Genomic DNA, 14,129 nt, shown 5'->3' on the forward strand with positions numbered 1-14,129 from the left:
TTCATCGAAAAGTTTTATAAATATATTTCTATATTTATAAAACAAGGCACGATTAAAATCGCGCCTTGTTATTTTATTATGCAGCGTTGTCTACTAAGAAGTCTACAGCTTTACGCACTTTAAGGTCTTCAGATAAAGCGTCTACGCTTCCAAGAGCTTGCTTGATAGCGTCTACTGGCATACCGTACATTTCAGCCATTTTTTCAACTTCTGCAGTTACTTCTTCTTCAGTAACTTCGATGTTTTCAGCTTCAATGATAGCTTCAAGAACAAGGTTGATTCTTACGCGTTTTTGAGCGTCTTCTTTCATTTGCTCTTTTAACTTGTCAGCATCAGTACCTGTGAATTGGTAGTAAAGCTCAAGGTTCATACCTTGTTGGCTTAAACGTTGCTCGAATTCACGAACCATACGATCTAACTCAGTGTCGATCATAGCTTCTGGAATGTCGATTTCAGCGTTAGCAGCAGCTAATTCTACTACTTCGTCACGTACTTTGTGCTCAGCTTCGTGCTTTTTGCCTTCTTCTAAGTTTGTACGAAGTTTTGTTTTTAATTCATCAAGAGTTGCAACTTCTTCGTCAGCATCTTTAGCGAACTCGTCGTTTAACTCAGGAAGTTCTTTTGTTTTGATTTCGTGAATTGTTACTTTGAATGTTGCTGGTTTGCCAGCTAATTCAGCAGCATGGTACTCTTCTGGGAATGAAACTTCAACGTCTTTAGAATCACCAGATTTAAGACCAATTACTTGCTCTTCGAAACCTGGGATGAAAGTGCCAGAACCAATTGCAAGAGAATAGTTTTCGCCTTTTCCGCCTTCAAATGCTTCGCCATCAACGAAACCTTCGAAGTCGATTACAGCTGTATCACCATTTTCAATAGTTCCTTCTTCTTTAACAACTAGTTCAGCTTGACGCTCTTGTAAAGCTTTTACTTCGTTCTCTACATCTTCGTCAGTTACAGTTGTTTCAACTTTTTCTACTGCTAAACCTTTGTACTCACCTAATTTAACTTCAGGTTTCACTGTAACTTTTGCAGTGAAGATAAGGTTAGCATTTTTTTCGAACTTCTCGATGTCGATTTCAGGATGAGCAACTGGGAAGATACCAGCTTCATCGATTGCTTCACCGTATGCTTTTGGTAAGATGATATCTAAAGCATCTTGGTATAAAGATTCGATACCAAAGCGTTGTTCGAATAACGGACGAGGCATTTTCCCTTTACGGAAACCTGGTACGTTAATTGTTTTTACTACTTTTTTGAACGCAGCGTCGATAGAGTTGTTTACTTCTTTAGCATCAACTTCGATTGTTAAAACGCCAACGTTACCTTCTAATTTTTCCCATTTTGTAGACATTTATTCTTTCCCTCCAACTATAATAATGTATGCACATACCTCTATAGATTAAAATATTCATTATCTCTTTTTTGAAATAACAAATGTACAAATAACCCTCTAGCAAAAGCTTTCAGATATAATGTTCCAATCTACTAATTGTCTAAAAGACAACTACGGTATATTTTGTTCGAGACTAATATGAAACATATTAAGTAAGAGAATTATACTCCTCTTCTCTTACAAACAGGCAGATTTCTGCCTTTTGCAACCCTTACATTATAACATAGAATATGCTCGTTTCAATAACTGAACGATTCTTTTTCATAATTATACGGGCAAATATCCTTCTCTTTCAATGCGTAGTAACCATTGATAGGCGATATGAAATTCCTCTAACTCGATATTGTATGCTGTCATAAGTTCTTCTTCATCAATAGCCAATCCGAAACGCTTTCTTCCAATTCTCTCTAAGACGGCAGCCCAAATTTCTACTTTATCCATTAATAGAGGGAATGGGAAAATGCTAATTTGTAATTCTTTCCAGTAAGTGACCATCGCACTAAATATATCCGGATAATTTTGTTCTAATTGGCTTGATAATTTATGTATGATTTTATCGGATTGCTCCTCATTATGACCTGTAAATGCTGGTATCACTTTTATCGTATTTCCAAACTTCTCTACTTCTATCTCTTCTTCTATTTGATTTTCTACCATTTTATACAAAATAGAAGTTTTTAAATAAGGGTGTTGCTTTTCCTCTATTAAAAATTTCTTTAGAGCAGGAAGTGCGAGATCCAGGTCTTTTAATGAAAGTTTCTGGATCACTCTTAGCTTTTGACCAAAGTTTTCTCCAAAAAGTTCATTAGTAAACTCGTCTAATTCAAAATTCGAATCAACTAGCGACGCGTCTTCCTCATTTAGCATACCTTCTGCAAATAAAGCGAGCTGCGCTAATTTTTCCTTTTGCTCGGGCATTATGTCTTTCGTTTGCAAAACTTTTTCGACAATTTCAATAACACCTTCATAATCATTTGTTTGAACTAAAATCGTCACATACGTTTCAAGAATGTCACCAAATAATACAGCTCCCGTTTCAAGCAACTGCTCACATTTGTCTTTCGCTTCTTCCATATGCTTTAATTCTAACAAACAAATAACTGAAGCTAATTCTGTTTGTTCCGTTTCCGCATTATACTGACGTAATATTTCAAAGCAGCGCAATGCATCTTCGAATTTCCGCTCTTTCAACGCTAAAAAACCTTCATCAATATAGCGTTCTGATAGTTGCGGAAACAATACGACCGTATTTTCTTTTTTATCCATACGTTCGCCTCTTTTTCTAGATTTTAATTATCTTCAAAGTAAATATATCAAATGCGTAATGAGAACACAACATTCCAAAACCATTCGTTTGAAATATAGGAATATTTAATTTTTATATCGAAAAATCAACAACCTTTTAAATGAAATTCATTTTTCACAAACAAAAACCCTCAGCAACAGAAGCAGAGGATTCATCATTAATGGAAAGCGTTTATAATTGTGGGGTATATAACAAGGGTAATAATTTGGAGAACAATAATTGCCATAACAATCATGCTAAAGTAGAAGATTGGTTTACTTCGCTTCATTAAAAACATAATAATAAGCATCGTACAAGCAAACAAACTTAAGAAGAACAAACTCGTTGTCGAACTAAGTATACCACTCGGGACAAAGAACAATAATACTACACTACAAGTACCTATAATTCCAAATAACCATTCCATTCATTCACTCATTCCCTTTCCCTCTCATGGTAGTTTTTTCTAAGCGATTAAATGTTTTACAACATCAACTACATACGTTAATTTTTCATACGCTACAAATCCAAAAGCAACTGTTAAGCCCGTTACGATTAATCCCTTCATCATTTCTTCCTCCTTGTTTTATCGTTGTTACCTTCATTATAGAGGATTAGTAATTTGTTACCATCGAACTTCCTTACAGTTACCTTACAGAATTGTAAGATTTCAAAAATAAGTTTAAAATCATGTTATTATATTTTTGTACAATTAAGAATTTAATTTACAAGGGGGATTATATATGTTCAAAAAAATGGCAGCTGATGTTTTGGGTTTAAGCGATGTAGGTTCTGTCATCACACCGAAAGATTACGATAAGGTCGATGCTGATGATTACGTGATGCATGAAGATGGAGAGAAAATTTATTTTCTAATTAAATCAAAATCAGATGAATATTGCTTTACAAACAAAGGGTTAATCCACCTAGATGGTACAAGTGCGACAAGTAAAAAACGCACACTGCGCCGCTTTAGCTATAGTAAGTATCAAATTAAAAACGTAGCACTTGAAACTGCGGGAACGATTGATTTAGATGTAGAAATTAAGTTTCAAATGGGCGATGAGCATTACTCAATTGATGTTCATAAAAAACATATTGAAGAATTAAAAGATTTATATAAGGCTCTACTTAAAATAGAAGAAATTTCATACGACAACGACATTACATTGCAGTATGCACATAAAAGTCTAGATATGGCATCTAATGCTTTCAGCCGTATTTCAAACGCACAAGTAAATTTAGCAGAACAATTTAAAGAGATGAACGAGATTGCTTTTAATTGGCTCGTTGATACGAAGAAACAGTATAACGTGAAAGATTACGGTTTTGTCTTTGAAAAGTTTATTAATAACTAATTTAAAACAAACAAAAAACCTTGTTATCAAAAGATAACAAGGTTTTCTTAGCGTCCCAGGAGAGATTCGAACTCCCGACCCGTCAATTACCGATATATAAACGATTCTTTCATCGCTTACTGAACGTTCATTTGTGCGGTCGACTGACCATTTTTGTTAATTAATATTATACGGTATATAGTAGTTCTACATCAATGTTGAATGCCTTTTTGTTCTATCGATTCCCTATCGAAAATTCTGACGTATTTAGATGATATTCCCTATCCACGGAATAAAAAATAATCGTCTTAAAATACGAATCTCGGCGTACCTTTCCGCACTATTTTATATATTTTGATTGCAGTCTTAATATATCTTCCTCTTCGCGAATGCCTGCCGATCCCTTCCTCACATTTTTTACGACAGTCCAATTCGGGTTAGTTTCATCACCGATGTTCTGTACTGTAAAGTTGCCGTCACCATATTTTTGTTGACCTTCTGCCAATTTCTCCGTTAAATCATTTTCTTTTGATCTCGCCATATTTGCGCCATCTCCCTTTTTTATACAACCTTCTTAAACTGTCCAATCAATCACACGTCCAGTCAATTGGAGATCCTCGCTTTCCGCTTCTATTAATTGTAACACACTGCCGGGGATAAGTTCCGATAACGGCTGCACAATCGTACTAGAAACATTATTTTCTTTGAATTTGAATGATCTGACGCCAGTTACGCTAAATGATGCGATTCCTTGCCGCTGCATTTTGTTTGTATCGTTATAAACGATTACTAAGTATGCGTTGAATTCGCATATTGCATTATAGGGGATATCATATCCTTTGAATTGATTGTGCCACGTTCGATCCGCCGAGTTCATTAATCGTACTTTCTTCTGATCGTCCGCATCGTGCCAGTCTTCGTTGCTGATAACATATATGTCGATATATTCAATGTTTTAACAGAATTCGATAAAATAGCTAACGAACTAGAAAGAGCTGTGGAAAAATTTCGCACGGCGGATGCATTCTACCGAAATAAAGACGCACAATTGTATTCCATTATTTATCTCATAACAACTATCGTCGGCTAAGCCGTTTAATCAACGATATGTAGTTTGCTTTTATTTTTTCTATACAATTATTATCATATATTATATTATAATAATCTTCCACCACTTACACACAAATCAATTTTTAGACAAACAAAAAACCTTGTTATCAAAAGATAACAAGGTTTTTTTAGCGTCCCAGGAGAGATTCGAACTCCCGACCGTACGCTTAGAAGGCGTATGCTCTATCCGGCTGAGCTACTGGGACATGGAGCGGGTGAAGAGAATCGAACTCTCGACCAGAGCTTGGAAGGCTCTTGTTTTACCACTAAACTACACCCGCATATGTTATTTTATTTTTCTTCGTTAGCGCCGTTGCCCTATCGACAATATTTATTATATTCATAACTACTTATAAAGTCAACACTTTTTTAAAAGAGGATAATTTTTATTATCCTCTTTTAAAAACTGCTTGTTCAACTAGCTGTCCGTCTAATGTTTCAAAACGGACTTCTATATGATTTTCATCCATTTCTAATAAAGCGAATGTCTTTTCCACACGAGAGCGCGGGAGCAAAATACTTCCTGGATTAATAAATAAAATCCCATCAAGTAATTCTGCCCCTAATACATGAGAATGTCCAAAGCACGCTACTTGTGCTCCTACTTCTTCTGCATGATACGCTAACGTTTGTAACGTCATTTTCACATTATGACGATGACCGTGTACAACTAAGAAACGAATTCCATCTACATCAGTTACAATTTCATCTTGAAAGTTAGCATAATCACAATTCCCTTTTACAACACAAAAACCTTGTAGCTCTTCGTGAGCAGGCGTTAGCTCTGAATCACCACAATGAATCATGATATCTACTTTCCCTTCATATTTCTCTTTTAACTGCTGTAATTCCTTCACAGAGCTATGACTATCGCTTACGATTAAAGCTTTCATCAATTTCTCTCCCTTATTCTTCTAAAAACCATTCTGGGATTTTCTCTTCTAATTTACGAAGAGCGCGTCCGCGGTGGCTAATGGCATTTTTCTCATCTGAGCTTAGCTCAGCCATTGCTTTTTTATATTCTTCTACATAAAAAATCGGATCGTATCCAAAACCATTTTCCCCGCGGCGCTGTTCTAAGATTTTTCCTTCACACGTTCCGTTTACAATAACAGGCTCTTTATCTGCTTCAGGGAAAGCAACCGCTAGCGCACAGTAAAAACGAGCTGTACGTTTTTCTAAATCGACGTCAGTTAACTCTTGCAACACTTTATCGATATTCGCTTGGTCATCTTTCGGCTCTCCAGCAAAACGAGCTGAATATACACCTGGTTTCCCGTTCAAGGCATCTACAATAAGACCAGAGTCATCCGCAATTACGATGGAATTCAACTGTCTACTAAGACTGTCCGCTTTCAAAATTGCGTTTTCTTCAAATGTTTCACCAGTTTCTTCGACTTCTTCAATATGAGGAAAATCGTGTAAAGATTTCACTTCTAAGTCAAATCTCTCAAATAACTCAGCAAATTCACGTACTTTCCCAAGATTTTTCGTCGCTACAACAACTTGCTTCATATTTTCCACCTCTACTCTATATGAGATACGATGTCACCTAACGCTTCTTTTTGCTTTTCAACAAGTTGGAAGATCCCTTGTTCCGCAGCATCAAGTAGTTCATTTAATTCTGCTCTGCTAAACGTCGCTTCTTCTCCAGTTCCTTGTACTTCAACAAACTGACCTTTTCCAGTCATAATAACGTTCATATCAACGTCTGCTTTAGAATCTTCGGCATAATTTAAATCTAAAACGACACCTTGTTCTTCAACAACACCTACTGACGTTGCCGCTAAATAATCTTTTACAGGAATTTTAGATACTTTGTCTGCTTGCAATAATTTTTCAAAAGCTAATACCATCGCTACATAGGCACCTGTAATTGAAGCTGTTCTCGTTCCGCCATCCGCTTGAATTACATCACAGTCAATCCAAACCGTTCTTTCGCCAAGCGCTTCTAAATCAACAACCGCACGTAATGCTCGTCCAATTAAACGCTGGATTTCCATTGTACGCCCTGTTACTTTCCCTTTACTTGACTCCCTGATTGTACGTTGCTCTGTCGCACGTGGAATCATTGAGTATTCTGCCGTTACCCAACCTTTTCCTTCTCCACGCATAAACGGCGGTACACGCTCTTCAATTGTCGCTGAACAAATCACCTTTGTATCCCCAACTTCAATTAGTACCGATCCCTCTGGATGTTTTAAATAATTTGTATGAATATGTATATGGCGTAGCTCTGCTTGTCCTCTACCATCTACTCGCATAAAAATAACCTCCTCATAACTACTCTCATTAGTATAGCCAAATTTAAATGTACGATATGTATAACAATAAAAGAAGGGGAACTCAAAAAGCAATTCCCCTTTCTTACATAAGTATATCAAATTATTCGCGATTAAAAACTACCTGTATTCACGTTTTGTGGACGATTAACAGGTTTTGTTAACTTTTCACCTTTTTCATCCATCAGATTCGCTTTCCCATTCACTTCAATAGAAACATTTTTCACACCTTGTTTTTCCGTTAAAGATAAGACTAACGACTTCAATACGTAATTTGAAATTACACTCTTGTCTTGGTTCGCAAATATATTTTCATTAAAGTTTAATGTAATATTTCCATTCTCCAGTTTCGGGTTCGTAATAAGCTTAGCTCCTGGATTAAAATCATTTAATAGCGACCCTTGAATCGGACCTTTTACAAGCTCATCCACAATTGTCGCGTAATCATTTTCTTTTCCTTCTGCAACGCGTCTTGTTACCGGTACGTAATATTGCTGCTTATTATTATTTTGCGCCATAAAGTAAAGTGTAACCGGTTTTGTATGCGTTACATCTGCTACTTGTTCATCATCAAAGTTAATTCCATTCGCACGACTTACGCCTTCACCAAGTGGCGTACCCGCAACAGGCATCTTCGCTAGCTTTTCACCATTTATTTGGAACTGCACTTGTTTTATTTCTGTAAATTGAGTCAAAGTCCACGCTACTGATTCAACAATTTGACGCTCTTCTTCTTTTGAATAATTTTTCATTTCTTTAGAGAAATCAATTACTGCTGCCCCACCCTTTTTCAAATCCAAGGTCATCGTCGTATTCGCTGGAAGGACTGCTCGAAATCCATTTGGCAATAAATTTGTTACTGGTCCATCTTTCACAAGATACTCTAACGTTTGCTTTACAACTTCATTCGCTTTCGGAGTAGGCATTGCAATAGTTTGCGGTACGACATATCCATTTTTATCAACGAGGTATAACTCTCTATTTACTGTTTGCCCTTGTTTATCTTTTTTAGCTGTTTCTTTCTTTTCACCTTCTGTATACGTAACTTTTTTCGGTGGATCAATTTGTTCTGTTGCTTTCTCTTGATTTAATAAGCCACACCCTGATAATAAAATCGCACTCACAGTAGCACCAACAACCCATTTAAAAGTGGATTTAGGCATGCCATTCCCCCCTAAAATCTAAGTTTGTACTATTATGTATACGAGCTGTTTCATATTTTAGAACAAGCTATAACTACTTACACAGAAAAAACTCCTGATTTCTCAGGAGTTCTCTTATATGAATCTACTATTATTCTGTTTCTAAATTAATATGCTTCACATTTTCAATTGGCTGACCGAACCACTTTGATGCAATTTCTTTAAACAGACCTATTTTACCAGTCGTTAAGAAGAGATGATCACTTTGTTCTTCTCCCTCGTTTAACATCTTACTATGGTATAAAATCGTACTTACCTCACGCGCTGTTTCATCACCCGAACTAATTAATTGCACTTGATCTCCCATTACCTTTTTAATAACAGGACCTAAAATCGGATAATGTGTACACCCTAAAATAAGTGTATCAATGTCCGTACTTTTCAACGGTTGCAATGTTGCTCTTACAACTTCATACGCCATTTCACTTTCGAAATTCCCACTCTCTACAAGCTCAACGAAAGGTGGGCACGCTAAACTTTCTACCATAACACGGTTATTAATAGATTTTAGTGCCTCTTCATAGGCACCACTTTTTACTGTTCCAATCGTTCCAATAATCCCAACATGATACGTATTTGTCACTTTTAAAGCTGTACGTGATCCTGGATGAATAACTCCAACTACCGGAATTGGCAACTGTTTCTGCATTTCTTCCAACACAACCGCAGTTGCTGTATTACACGCAATCACTAACATTTTGATATTTAAATCTAATAAATGCTCCGTCATTTCCCACGTAAATTGACGCACTTCTTCACGAGAACGCGGACCATAAGGGCAACGTGCTGTATCCCCTAAATATATAATACGCTCTTTCGGCAACTGACGAATTAATTCCTTCGCTACTGTTAAACCGCCCACTCCTGAATCAATAACACCGATCGCTCTATTCAACTTAATCACCCGTTTTCTCATTCATCATCTTATTTTATCATTATATTTTACACACTTTAAGTTCGCTCACTTAAACTGCTTCTGTATGAAAATTTTCATTTGTACCTGTATAGACTAGGACCTTTTTTATTTTGCTCCTTTTTTTCATAATTTGCAAGACAGAAAAATAACCGACCTTCTATATGAAAGTCGGTTTCTTCTATATAAAGTGCGTATTTACCCCGCTATTTGCCGGACAATAAGACCCCCACCTCAAAATTCAGCGAAAGCAAATAAGTTAGGTGGGGGATCGGGCTGTCCATAAAAGCCCGATTAGTGTGGGCTAATAATTAGTGGGGGATGCCCCCCACTAATTAAAGTTTCACTTTATTGCTCCATCTTTTTTTGGAAAGAAGACATTCCTATTAATAAGAAGAAATGAGCAGAAATTAAAATGATGATTAAAATAAAATTCAAACGATAACTATTTGTAGATTCCATAACCTTGCTCGCTACAGCTGGTCCAAATGCCATACCGAAAAAGTTAATTAAATTATATAAACCAAGACCAACTCCAACTTTAGCTGGATGTAATGTTTTCGGTATAAATGTGTTTAATGATACTTGAATAGCTGAATAACTCATAAATGTTAAAATAACCGCCACTAAAATAATGATTAAGTTCCCGTTCGGAATAAGCCCTAAAATTAAAAAGCCAACGATCATAACTACAGACGCTACATAAATCATTCTTACATTCCCAAACGAAGGAACAATCTTTCCGGTCATAAAACTAGATACAATACCAAAGAGTGATGCAACAAACAATGCAATTCCGATAACGAATGGCGACAATCCGTGCACTCTTCCTAACAGTAATGGCAATAATAATAGACTAGCACATAACGCCACATTAATTATAAACCCGACCGCTATTAAACGAAGAAATGGTTTGTTCGAAAATAACTCAATATCAATAAATGGATGCTCCGCGTTCTTCATACGAACCGTGAATAAAAATAAGAAAGCTACCGATAACACAAATAGCCAACTATTAATATTGACACCTAATAAAACAGTCGTAATGAATGCAAATAATAACGCCGCTCCAATGTAATCAAAATGAAACGCTTCATCCGTATGCTGCACTTCTTCCGGCATAAATTTTATAAGCAAGAAAATCCCAACTACTGAAATAACCATAAATAAAAATAAATATGGCCACCCTAATGTATTTGTAATAGCCCCGCCAACTAAAGGACCAATGCCTATTGCTAATGCAATAGAAGAACTAATCATCGCTAATGCACCAGGCTTCTTAGCAGGAACAACTAATTTTGCCACTGCAATCATACTAAGCGCAATAAATGCAGCTCCTCCGCTCGCCTGCACTAATCTTGCGAAAATGACAATCGCATAAGATTGATTTACAAATCCAATAATGGACCCAACTACAAATATGATTATTGAGCTAATTAATAGTTTTTTTACACTGTAACGATCCGCTAGTTTCCCATATACCATCGAACCAATACCGACAACTAAAGAATACCCTACTACAACCCAACTAACTTTCGATTGACTAATTGATAAATCATTAGCAATACCCTCTAACGCTACATTAAATAAAACCGCATTCATCGGTCCTAATAAAACGATAAAACATAATGTGAAAACAAACCATTTTGAATGGTTACTTATATCTTTCCCCATGTGTAACACCTCTTCTGATTGTAGTAACTGTAAATGAAAAATAAAGTTGTTTAGCTCCTCTATCACTACTAAACAACTTCATCAAATGTATAAAAGATGATAATTTATCGCGCGACAAACCGAATTCGAAACGAAACATGTATGTTGTTCGATATTCATGGAACTATCATAGTTTCAGCATTACAGTTTGTCAACGAAAAATATACAAAGTAAACTAATTTGGTATTTTTAGTTTACTTTGTTCAAAAATTGTTATACACTAATTTCGAATCCGGTATAAGGGGGACTGACATGGTTATTCAAATTTGCAATTTCTAACTTAATAAAATTAAGTAAATAAAGAACTTTTATATAGAAGAAACACTACAGGAGGATTATGATGAAGAAAAAAATGTTAGTTGTATTAACGAGCGTAGAAAAATACCCAAATTTAAATAGAGCTACCGGGCTTTGGCTTGGTGAAGCTGTCCATTTCGTTAAAAAAGTAGAAGAAGCTGGTTACGAAGTAGATTATGTCAGTCCACAAGGCGGCTATACACCGATTGATCCGCATAGTTTAGCGATGGCGGAGAGCATCGATTGGGAATGGTATCAAAAGAAAGAATTTATGAATCGCCTCGGTTCTACAATGAAACCGAGTGAAGTGAATCAAGAAGACTACGCTGTTATTTATTACGCGGGTGGTCACGGAGTTATTTGGGACTTCCCAGAAAACAAAGAACTTCAAAATATTAGCCGCAACATTTATGAAAATGGCGGAATTGTTTCCTCTGTTTGTCACGGAGCTGCTGGTTTATTCCATATCACATTAAGTAACGGGGATCGTTTAATTAACGATAAAAAAGTAACAGGATTCTCAAATGAAGAAGAGAAACTAGCTGAATTAGATCGATTCGTTCCATTTTTAACAGAAGATGAACTCGTTAAATATGGGGGACTTTACGAAAAAGCTGCGCAACCTTGGGAAGCTTACGCTGTAGAAGATAATCGTGTAATTACTGGTCAAAACCCTGCTTCAGGTGGTCCAGTAGCTGAATTAGTATTAAAACAGTTGCAAAAATAATATGTACTAAAAAAGCAGATTTCCCTCTAGCAAGGGAAATCTGCTTTTTTTACGAAATCATTTGTAAATTAGCTATAATTTCTTTTTCAATTTCAGAATCATCAACTACATCTAAAAATTCCGGTTTAAACAGTTGGTATTTCTTCAAATTGTAGAAATCAAGTATCGCTTGCTTTAACGTAATATCGTACTGAATACAAAAAGTATGATCTATAATGCGTCTTAACATCACATCATCTTGCACCATAAATAGTTGCGCATTCATTTTATTAAAGTAACCTTGTTCCATACCCGACTCAAAAAACATTTGCAAATTACGATTACGATTTTGTTGTGCAGCGACTAATTGATCCGACAAATGCGGATACGCTTCTTTCAAATCTTGTAAAAAGACATCCGAAATATACGTCACACATTTTAAAGAATGGATAAACGTCTTTTGGAAACGTTCTGTAAACGACATACTTTCATCTTGATTATCCGCATCTCCTTCAAGAAGATAATTTATAAAATCCTCTACTACCGCCTCAATAATCTCATCTTTCGAAGAAAAACGTTTATATAAAGTAGCTTTACTAATATCCATATATTTCGCAATTTCATCTATTTTTAATTGGCTAAAACTCGTCTTTCGAATAACGGGCTTTATTTTATTAATATACGTATTTGCACACGCTACTTTTCTCATTTAAAAGAGCCTCCCCTTTTGTTCATACAAAATAGTATAGCAAATTCATGAATGTTTATAAATGAAGTTATTATACTCATTACGTCTTTTTAGTTTATTACAATTTCAATCTACGCTATACATAAAAAGTACCCGCTACCTTTGTTAGTAGCGGGCACCTTTTCTATAATTTATTTACAGCTCTTTTTATAGCTTTCCCTATTTCCATACTAGACTGCGGATTTTGCCCTGTAATTAAATGCCCATCTACTATAACATGCGGCGTGAAATTAGGTGCTACATAAAATAATGCCCCTTCTTCTTTCAACTTACTTTCTAGCAAAAATGGAACTCGATTTTCTAAATGCACAGCTGTTTCTTCATCATTTGTATAACCTGTTATACGCTTACCCGCAACAAAAAACGAGCCATCTTTATTTTTCACACCGACCAAAGAACTTACTCCGTGACAAACAGCCGCTACAATCCGGTTATTGTTATACATATTCACAATCAAATTCGCTACATATGGATTACCTGGAAAATCCACAATAGCCCCGTGTCCACCACCAAATAAAACTGCATCATAATCTAAAAAATGAGCCTTCGAAATCGGCTTCGTATTTTGCAATAAAGAAGCGATATACTTAAATTCACGAGGTATGCCATTCGGAATAGACACTCTATCAATAGGTACCCTTCCACCTTCTATAGATACAAGATCAACATCGAACTTAGCCTTTTTAAATAAATTATACGAAGCTGCGAGCTCTTCAAGCCATAAACCAGTCGGGTGTCCATTCATATCATGAGCGCTTGTTGAAACTAACAATATCCTTTTCAACATATCCCCTCCTTACTACCTATTTATGTATGAAACATTCTTATCATTCATATAGCACGTGAAACAGACAGAAAAATAGCCGACTCTTCATATAAAAGTCGGCTTTCTTTTTATAGCTCGAGTTCTCCCATACGAAGAAGCTCTACAACTGCTTGTGAACGTCCTTTAACTCCTAGCTTTTGCATTGCGTTTGAAATGTGATTGCGTACTGTTTTTTCACTTATAAAAAGTTCACCTGCAATTTCTTTCGTCGTTTTATCTTGAACGAGTAATTCAAATACTTCTCTTTCTCTCTTTGTGAGTAACGGTTTAGATTGATACGCTTTTTCCTTCAACTGGTATAACCCTCCTTGCTT

General features: G+C 35.9%; 16 protein-coding genes and 2 tRNA genes. 2 read left to right on the top strand and 16 right to left on the bottom strand.

Annotated elements, in window-relative coordinates:
- Positions 1-76: 76 nt before the first annotated feature.
- The 3 genes from tig to MRBLBA3_RS10155 all read right to left on the bottom strand — a co-directional run bounded on the left by tig (position 77) and on the right by MRBLBA3_RS10155 (position 3,108).
- Complete coding sequence (gene tig, locus MRBLBA3_RS10145; protein WP_000105212.1) at positions 77-1,354, bottom strand: trigger factor; 1,278 nt, start codon at positions 1,352-1,354, stop codon at positions 77-79.
- 309 nt (positions 1,355-1,663) lie between these two features.
- Entirely contained in the window at positions 1,664-2,662 is a 999-nt protein-coding gene (locus tag MRBLBA3_RS10150) for a hypothetical protein (protein ID WP_000358260.1), read from the bottom strand.
- Positions 2,663-2,859: 197 nt separating this feature from the next.
- Complete coding sequence (locus MRBLBA3_RS10155; RefSeq protein ID WP_002094402.1) at positions 2,860-3,108, bottom strand: hypothetical protein; 249 nt, start codon at positions 3,106-3,108, stop codon at positions 2,860-2,862.
- A gap of 316 nt (positions 3,109-3,424) precedes the next feature.
- On the opposite strand from MRBLBA3_RS10155, the gene MRBLBA3_RS10160 reads away from it, so the two are divergent.
- Positions 3,425-4,039, top strand: a complete 615-nt coding sequence (locus MRBLBA3_RS10160; protein WP_000473869.1) for a PH domain-containing protein — start codon at positions 3,425-3,427, stop codon at positions 4,037-4,039.
- Positions 4,040-4,358: 319 nt separating this feature from the next.
- Here the strand turns inward: MRBLBA3_RS10160 and MRBLBA3_RS10165 are convergent, their stop codons facing one another.
- The 10 genes from MRBLBA3_RS10165 to MRBLBA3_RS10210 all read right to left on the bottom strand — a co-directional run bounded on the left by MRBLBA3_RS10165 (position 4,359) and on the right by MRBLBA3_RS10210 (position 11,199).
- The gene (locus MRBLBA3_RS10165; protein ID WP_000124357.1) at positions 4,359-4,559 is read right to left on the bottom strand and encodes a hypothetical protein; all 201 of its coding nucleotides are present in this window, start codon (positions 4,557-4,559) and stop codon (positions 4,359-4,361) included.
- Between the two features lie 33 nt (positions 4,560-4,592).
- Positions 4,593-4,895, bottom strand: a complete 303-nt coding sequence (locus MRBLBA3_RS10170) for a hypothetical protein (protein WP_044737637.1) — start codon at positions 4,893-4,895, stop codon at positions 4,593-4,595.
- Positions 4,896-5,260: 365 nt separating this feature from the next.
- Positions 5,261-5,334: transfer RNA gene (locus tag MRBLBA3_RS10175), tRNA-Arg, on the bottom strand.
- A 1-nt stretch (position 5,335) separates the two neighbouring features.
- Positions 5,336-5,409 (bottom strand) — tRNA-Gly (locus tag MRBLBA3_RS10180).
- Between the two features lie 108 nt (positions 5,410-5,517).
- Positions 5,518-6,021: a metallophosphoesterase gene (locus MRBLBA3_RS10185; RefSeq protein WP_000645487.1), complete on the bottom strand. Its 504-nt coding sequence runs from the start codon at positions 6,019-6,021 to the stop codon at positions 5,518-5,520.
- A 13-nt stretch (positions 6,022-6,034) separates the two neighbouring features.
- The gene (locus tag MRBLBA3_RS10190) at positions 6,035-6,643 is read right to left on the bottom strand and encodes an XTP/dITP diphosphatase (RefSeq protein WP_000815922.1); all 609 of its coding nucleotides are present in this window, start codon (positions 6,641-6,643) and stop codon (positions 6,035-6,037) included.
- A gap of 11 nt (positions 6,644-6,654) precedes the next feature.
- Positions 6,655-7,392, bottom strand: coding sequence for a ribonuclease PH (gene rph, locus MRBLBA3_RS10195; protein WP_001261778.1), 738 nt, complete (start codon positions 7,390-7,392; stop codon positions 6,655-6,657).
- Positions 7,393-7,523: 131 nt separating this feature from the next.
- The gene (locus MRBLBA3_RS10200) at positions 7,524-8,573 is read right to left on the bottom strand and encodes a GerMN domain-containing protein (protein WP_044737636.1); all 1,050 of its coding nucleotides are present in this window, start codon (positions 8,571-8,573) and stop codon (positions 7,524-7,526) included.
- Positions 8,574-8,703: 130 nt separating this feature from the next.
- Positions 8,704-9,516, bottom strand: a complete 813-nt coding sequence (gene racE / locus MRBLBA3_RS10205; RefSeq protein WP_000593836.1) for a glutamate racemase — start codon at positions 9,514-9,516, stop codon at positions 8,704-8,706.
- A gap of 357 nt (positions 9,517-9,873) precedes the next feature.
- Positions 9,874-11,199: an MFS transporter gene (locus tag MRBLBA3_RS10210; protein WP_044737635.1), complete on the bottom strand. Its 1,326-nt coding sequence runs from the start codon at positions 11,197-11,199 to the stop codon at positions 9,874-9,876.
- 379 nt (positions 11,200-11,578) lie between these two features.
- On the opposite strand from MRBLBA3_RS10210, the gene MRBLBA3_RS10215 reads away from it, so the two are divergent.
- A complete protein-coding gene (locus MRBLBA3_RS10215; protein WP_044737634.1) occupies positions 11,579-12,262 on the top strand; it encodes a type 1 glutamine amidotransferase domain-containing protein in 684 nt (227 codons plus the stop codon).
- Between the two features lie 49 nt (positions 12,263-12,311).
- On the opposite strand, the gene MRBLBA3_RS10220 is transcribed toward MRBLBA3_RS10215, so the two are convergent.
- The 3 genes from MRBLBA3_RS10220 to gerE all read right to left on the bottom strand — a co-directional run bounded on the left by MRBLBA3_RS10220 (position 12,312) and on the right by gerE (position 14,108).
- Positions 12,312-12,950 (bottom strand): TetR/AcrR family transcriptional regulator, encoded by a 639-nt coding sequence (locus tag MRBLBA3_RS10220; protein ID WP_001233017.1) that lies wholly within the window; start codon positions 12,948-12,950, stop codon positions 12,312-12,314.
- A gap of 163 nt (positions 12,951-13,113) precedes the next feature.
- Complete coding sequence (locus tag MRBLBA3_RS10225; RefSeq protein ID WP_044737633.1) at positions 13,114-13,776, bottom strand: type 1 glutamine amidotransferase domain-containing protein; 663 nt, start codon at positions 13,774-13,776, stop codon at positions 13,114-13,116.
- 107 nt (positions 13,777-13,883) lie between these two features.
- Entirely contained in the window at positions 13,884-14,108 is a 225-nt protein-coding gene (gerE, locus tag MRBLBA3_RS10230; protein ID WP_000659484.1) for a spore germination transcription factor GerE, read from the bottom strand.
- Positions 14,109-14,129 lie beyond the last annotated feature (21 nt).

Source organism: Bacillus sp. LBA3-1-1.1 (assembly GCF_040676495.1).
Classification (GTDB): domain Bacteria; phylum Bacillota; class Bacilli; order Bacillales; family Bacillaceae_G; genus Bacillus_A; species Bacillus_A nitratireducens.

Excerpts from the sequence above, each read along its gene's own strand:
- tig (WP_000105212.1), bottom strand. The coding sequence starts at position 1,354 with ATGTCTACAAAATGGGAAAAATTAGAAGGTAACGTTGGCGTTTTAACA.
- MRBLBA3_RS10150 (WP_000358260.1), bottom strand. The coding sequence starts at position 2,662 with ATGGATAAAAAAGAAAATACGGTCGTATTGTTTCCGCAACTATCAGAA.
- MRBLBA3_RS10155 (WP_002094402.1), bottom strand. The coding sequence starts at position 3,108 with ATGGAATGGTTATTTGGAATTATAGGTACTTGTAGTGTAGTATTATTG.
- MRBLBA3_RS10160 (WP_000473869.1), top strand. The coding sequence starts at position 3,425 with ATGTTCAAAAAAATGGCAGCTGATGTTTTGGGTTTAAGCGATGTAGGT.
- MRBLBA3_RS10165 (WP_000124357.1), bottom strand. The coding sequence starts at position 4,559 with ATGGCGAGATCAAAAGAAAATGATTTAACGGAGAAATTGGCAGAAGGT.
- MRBLBA3_RS10170 (WP_044737637.1), bottom strand. The coding sequence starts at position 4,895 with ATGAACTCGGCGGATCGAACGTGGCACAATCAATTCAAAGGATATGAT.
- MRBLBA3_RS10185 (WP_000645487.1), bottom strand. The coding sequence starts at position 6,021 with ATGAAAGCTTTAATCGTAAGCGATAGTCATAGCTCTGTGAAGGAATTA.
- MRBLBA3_RS10190 (WP_000815922.1), bottom strand. The coding sequence starts at position 6,643 with ATGAAGCAAGTTGTTGTAGCGACGAAAAATCTTGGGAAAGTACGTGAA.
- rph (WP_001261778.1), bottom strand. The coding sequence starts at position 7,392 with ATGCGAGTAGATGGTAGAGGACAAGCAGAGCTACGCCATATACATATT.
- MRBLBA3_RS10200 (WP_044737636.1), bottom strand. The coding sequence starts at position 8,573 with ATGCCTAAATCCACTTTTAAATGGGTTGTTGGTGCTACTGTGAGTGCG.
- MRBLBA3_RS10210 (WP_044737635.1), bottom strand. The coding sequence starts at position 11,199 with ATGGGGAAAGATATAAGTAACCATTCAAAATGGTTTGTTTTCACATTA.
- MRBLBA3_RS10215 (WP_044737634.1), top strand. The coding sequence starts at position 11,579 with ATGAAGAAAAAAATGTTAGTTGTATTAACGAGCGTAGAAAAATACCCA.
- MRBLBA3_RS10220 (WP_001233017.1), bottom strand. The coding sequence starts at position 12,950 with ATGAGAAAAGTAGCGTGTGCAAATACGTATATTAATAAAATAAAGCCC.
- MRBLBA3_RS10225 (WP_044737633.1), bottom strand. The coding sequence starts at position 13,776 with ATGTTGAAAAGGATATTGTTAGTTTCAACAAGCGCTCATGATATGAAT.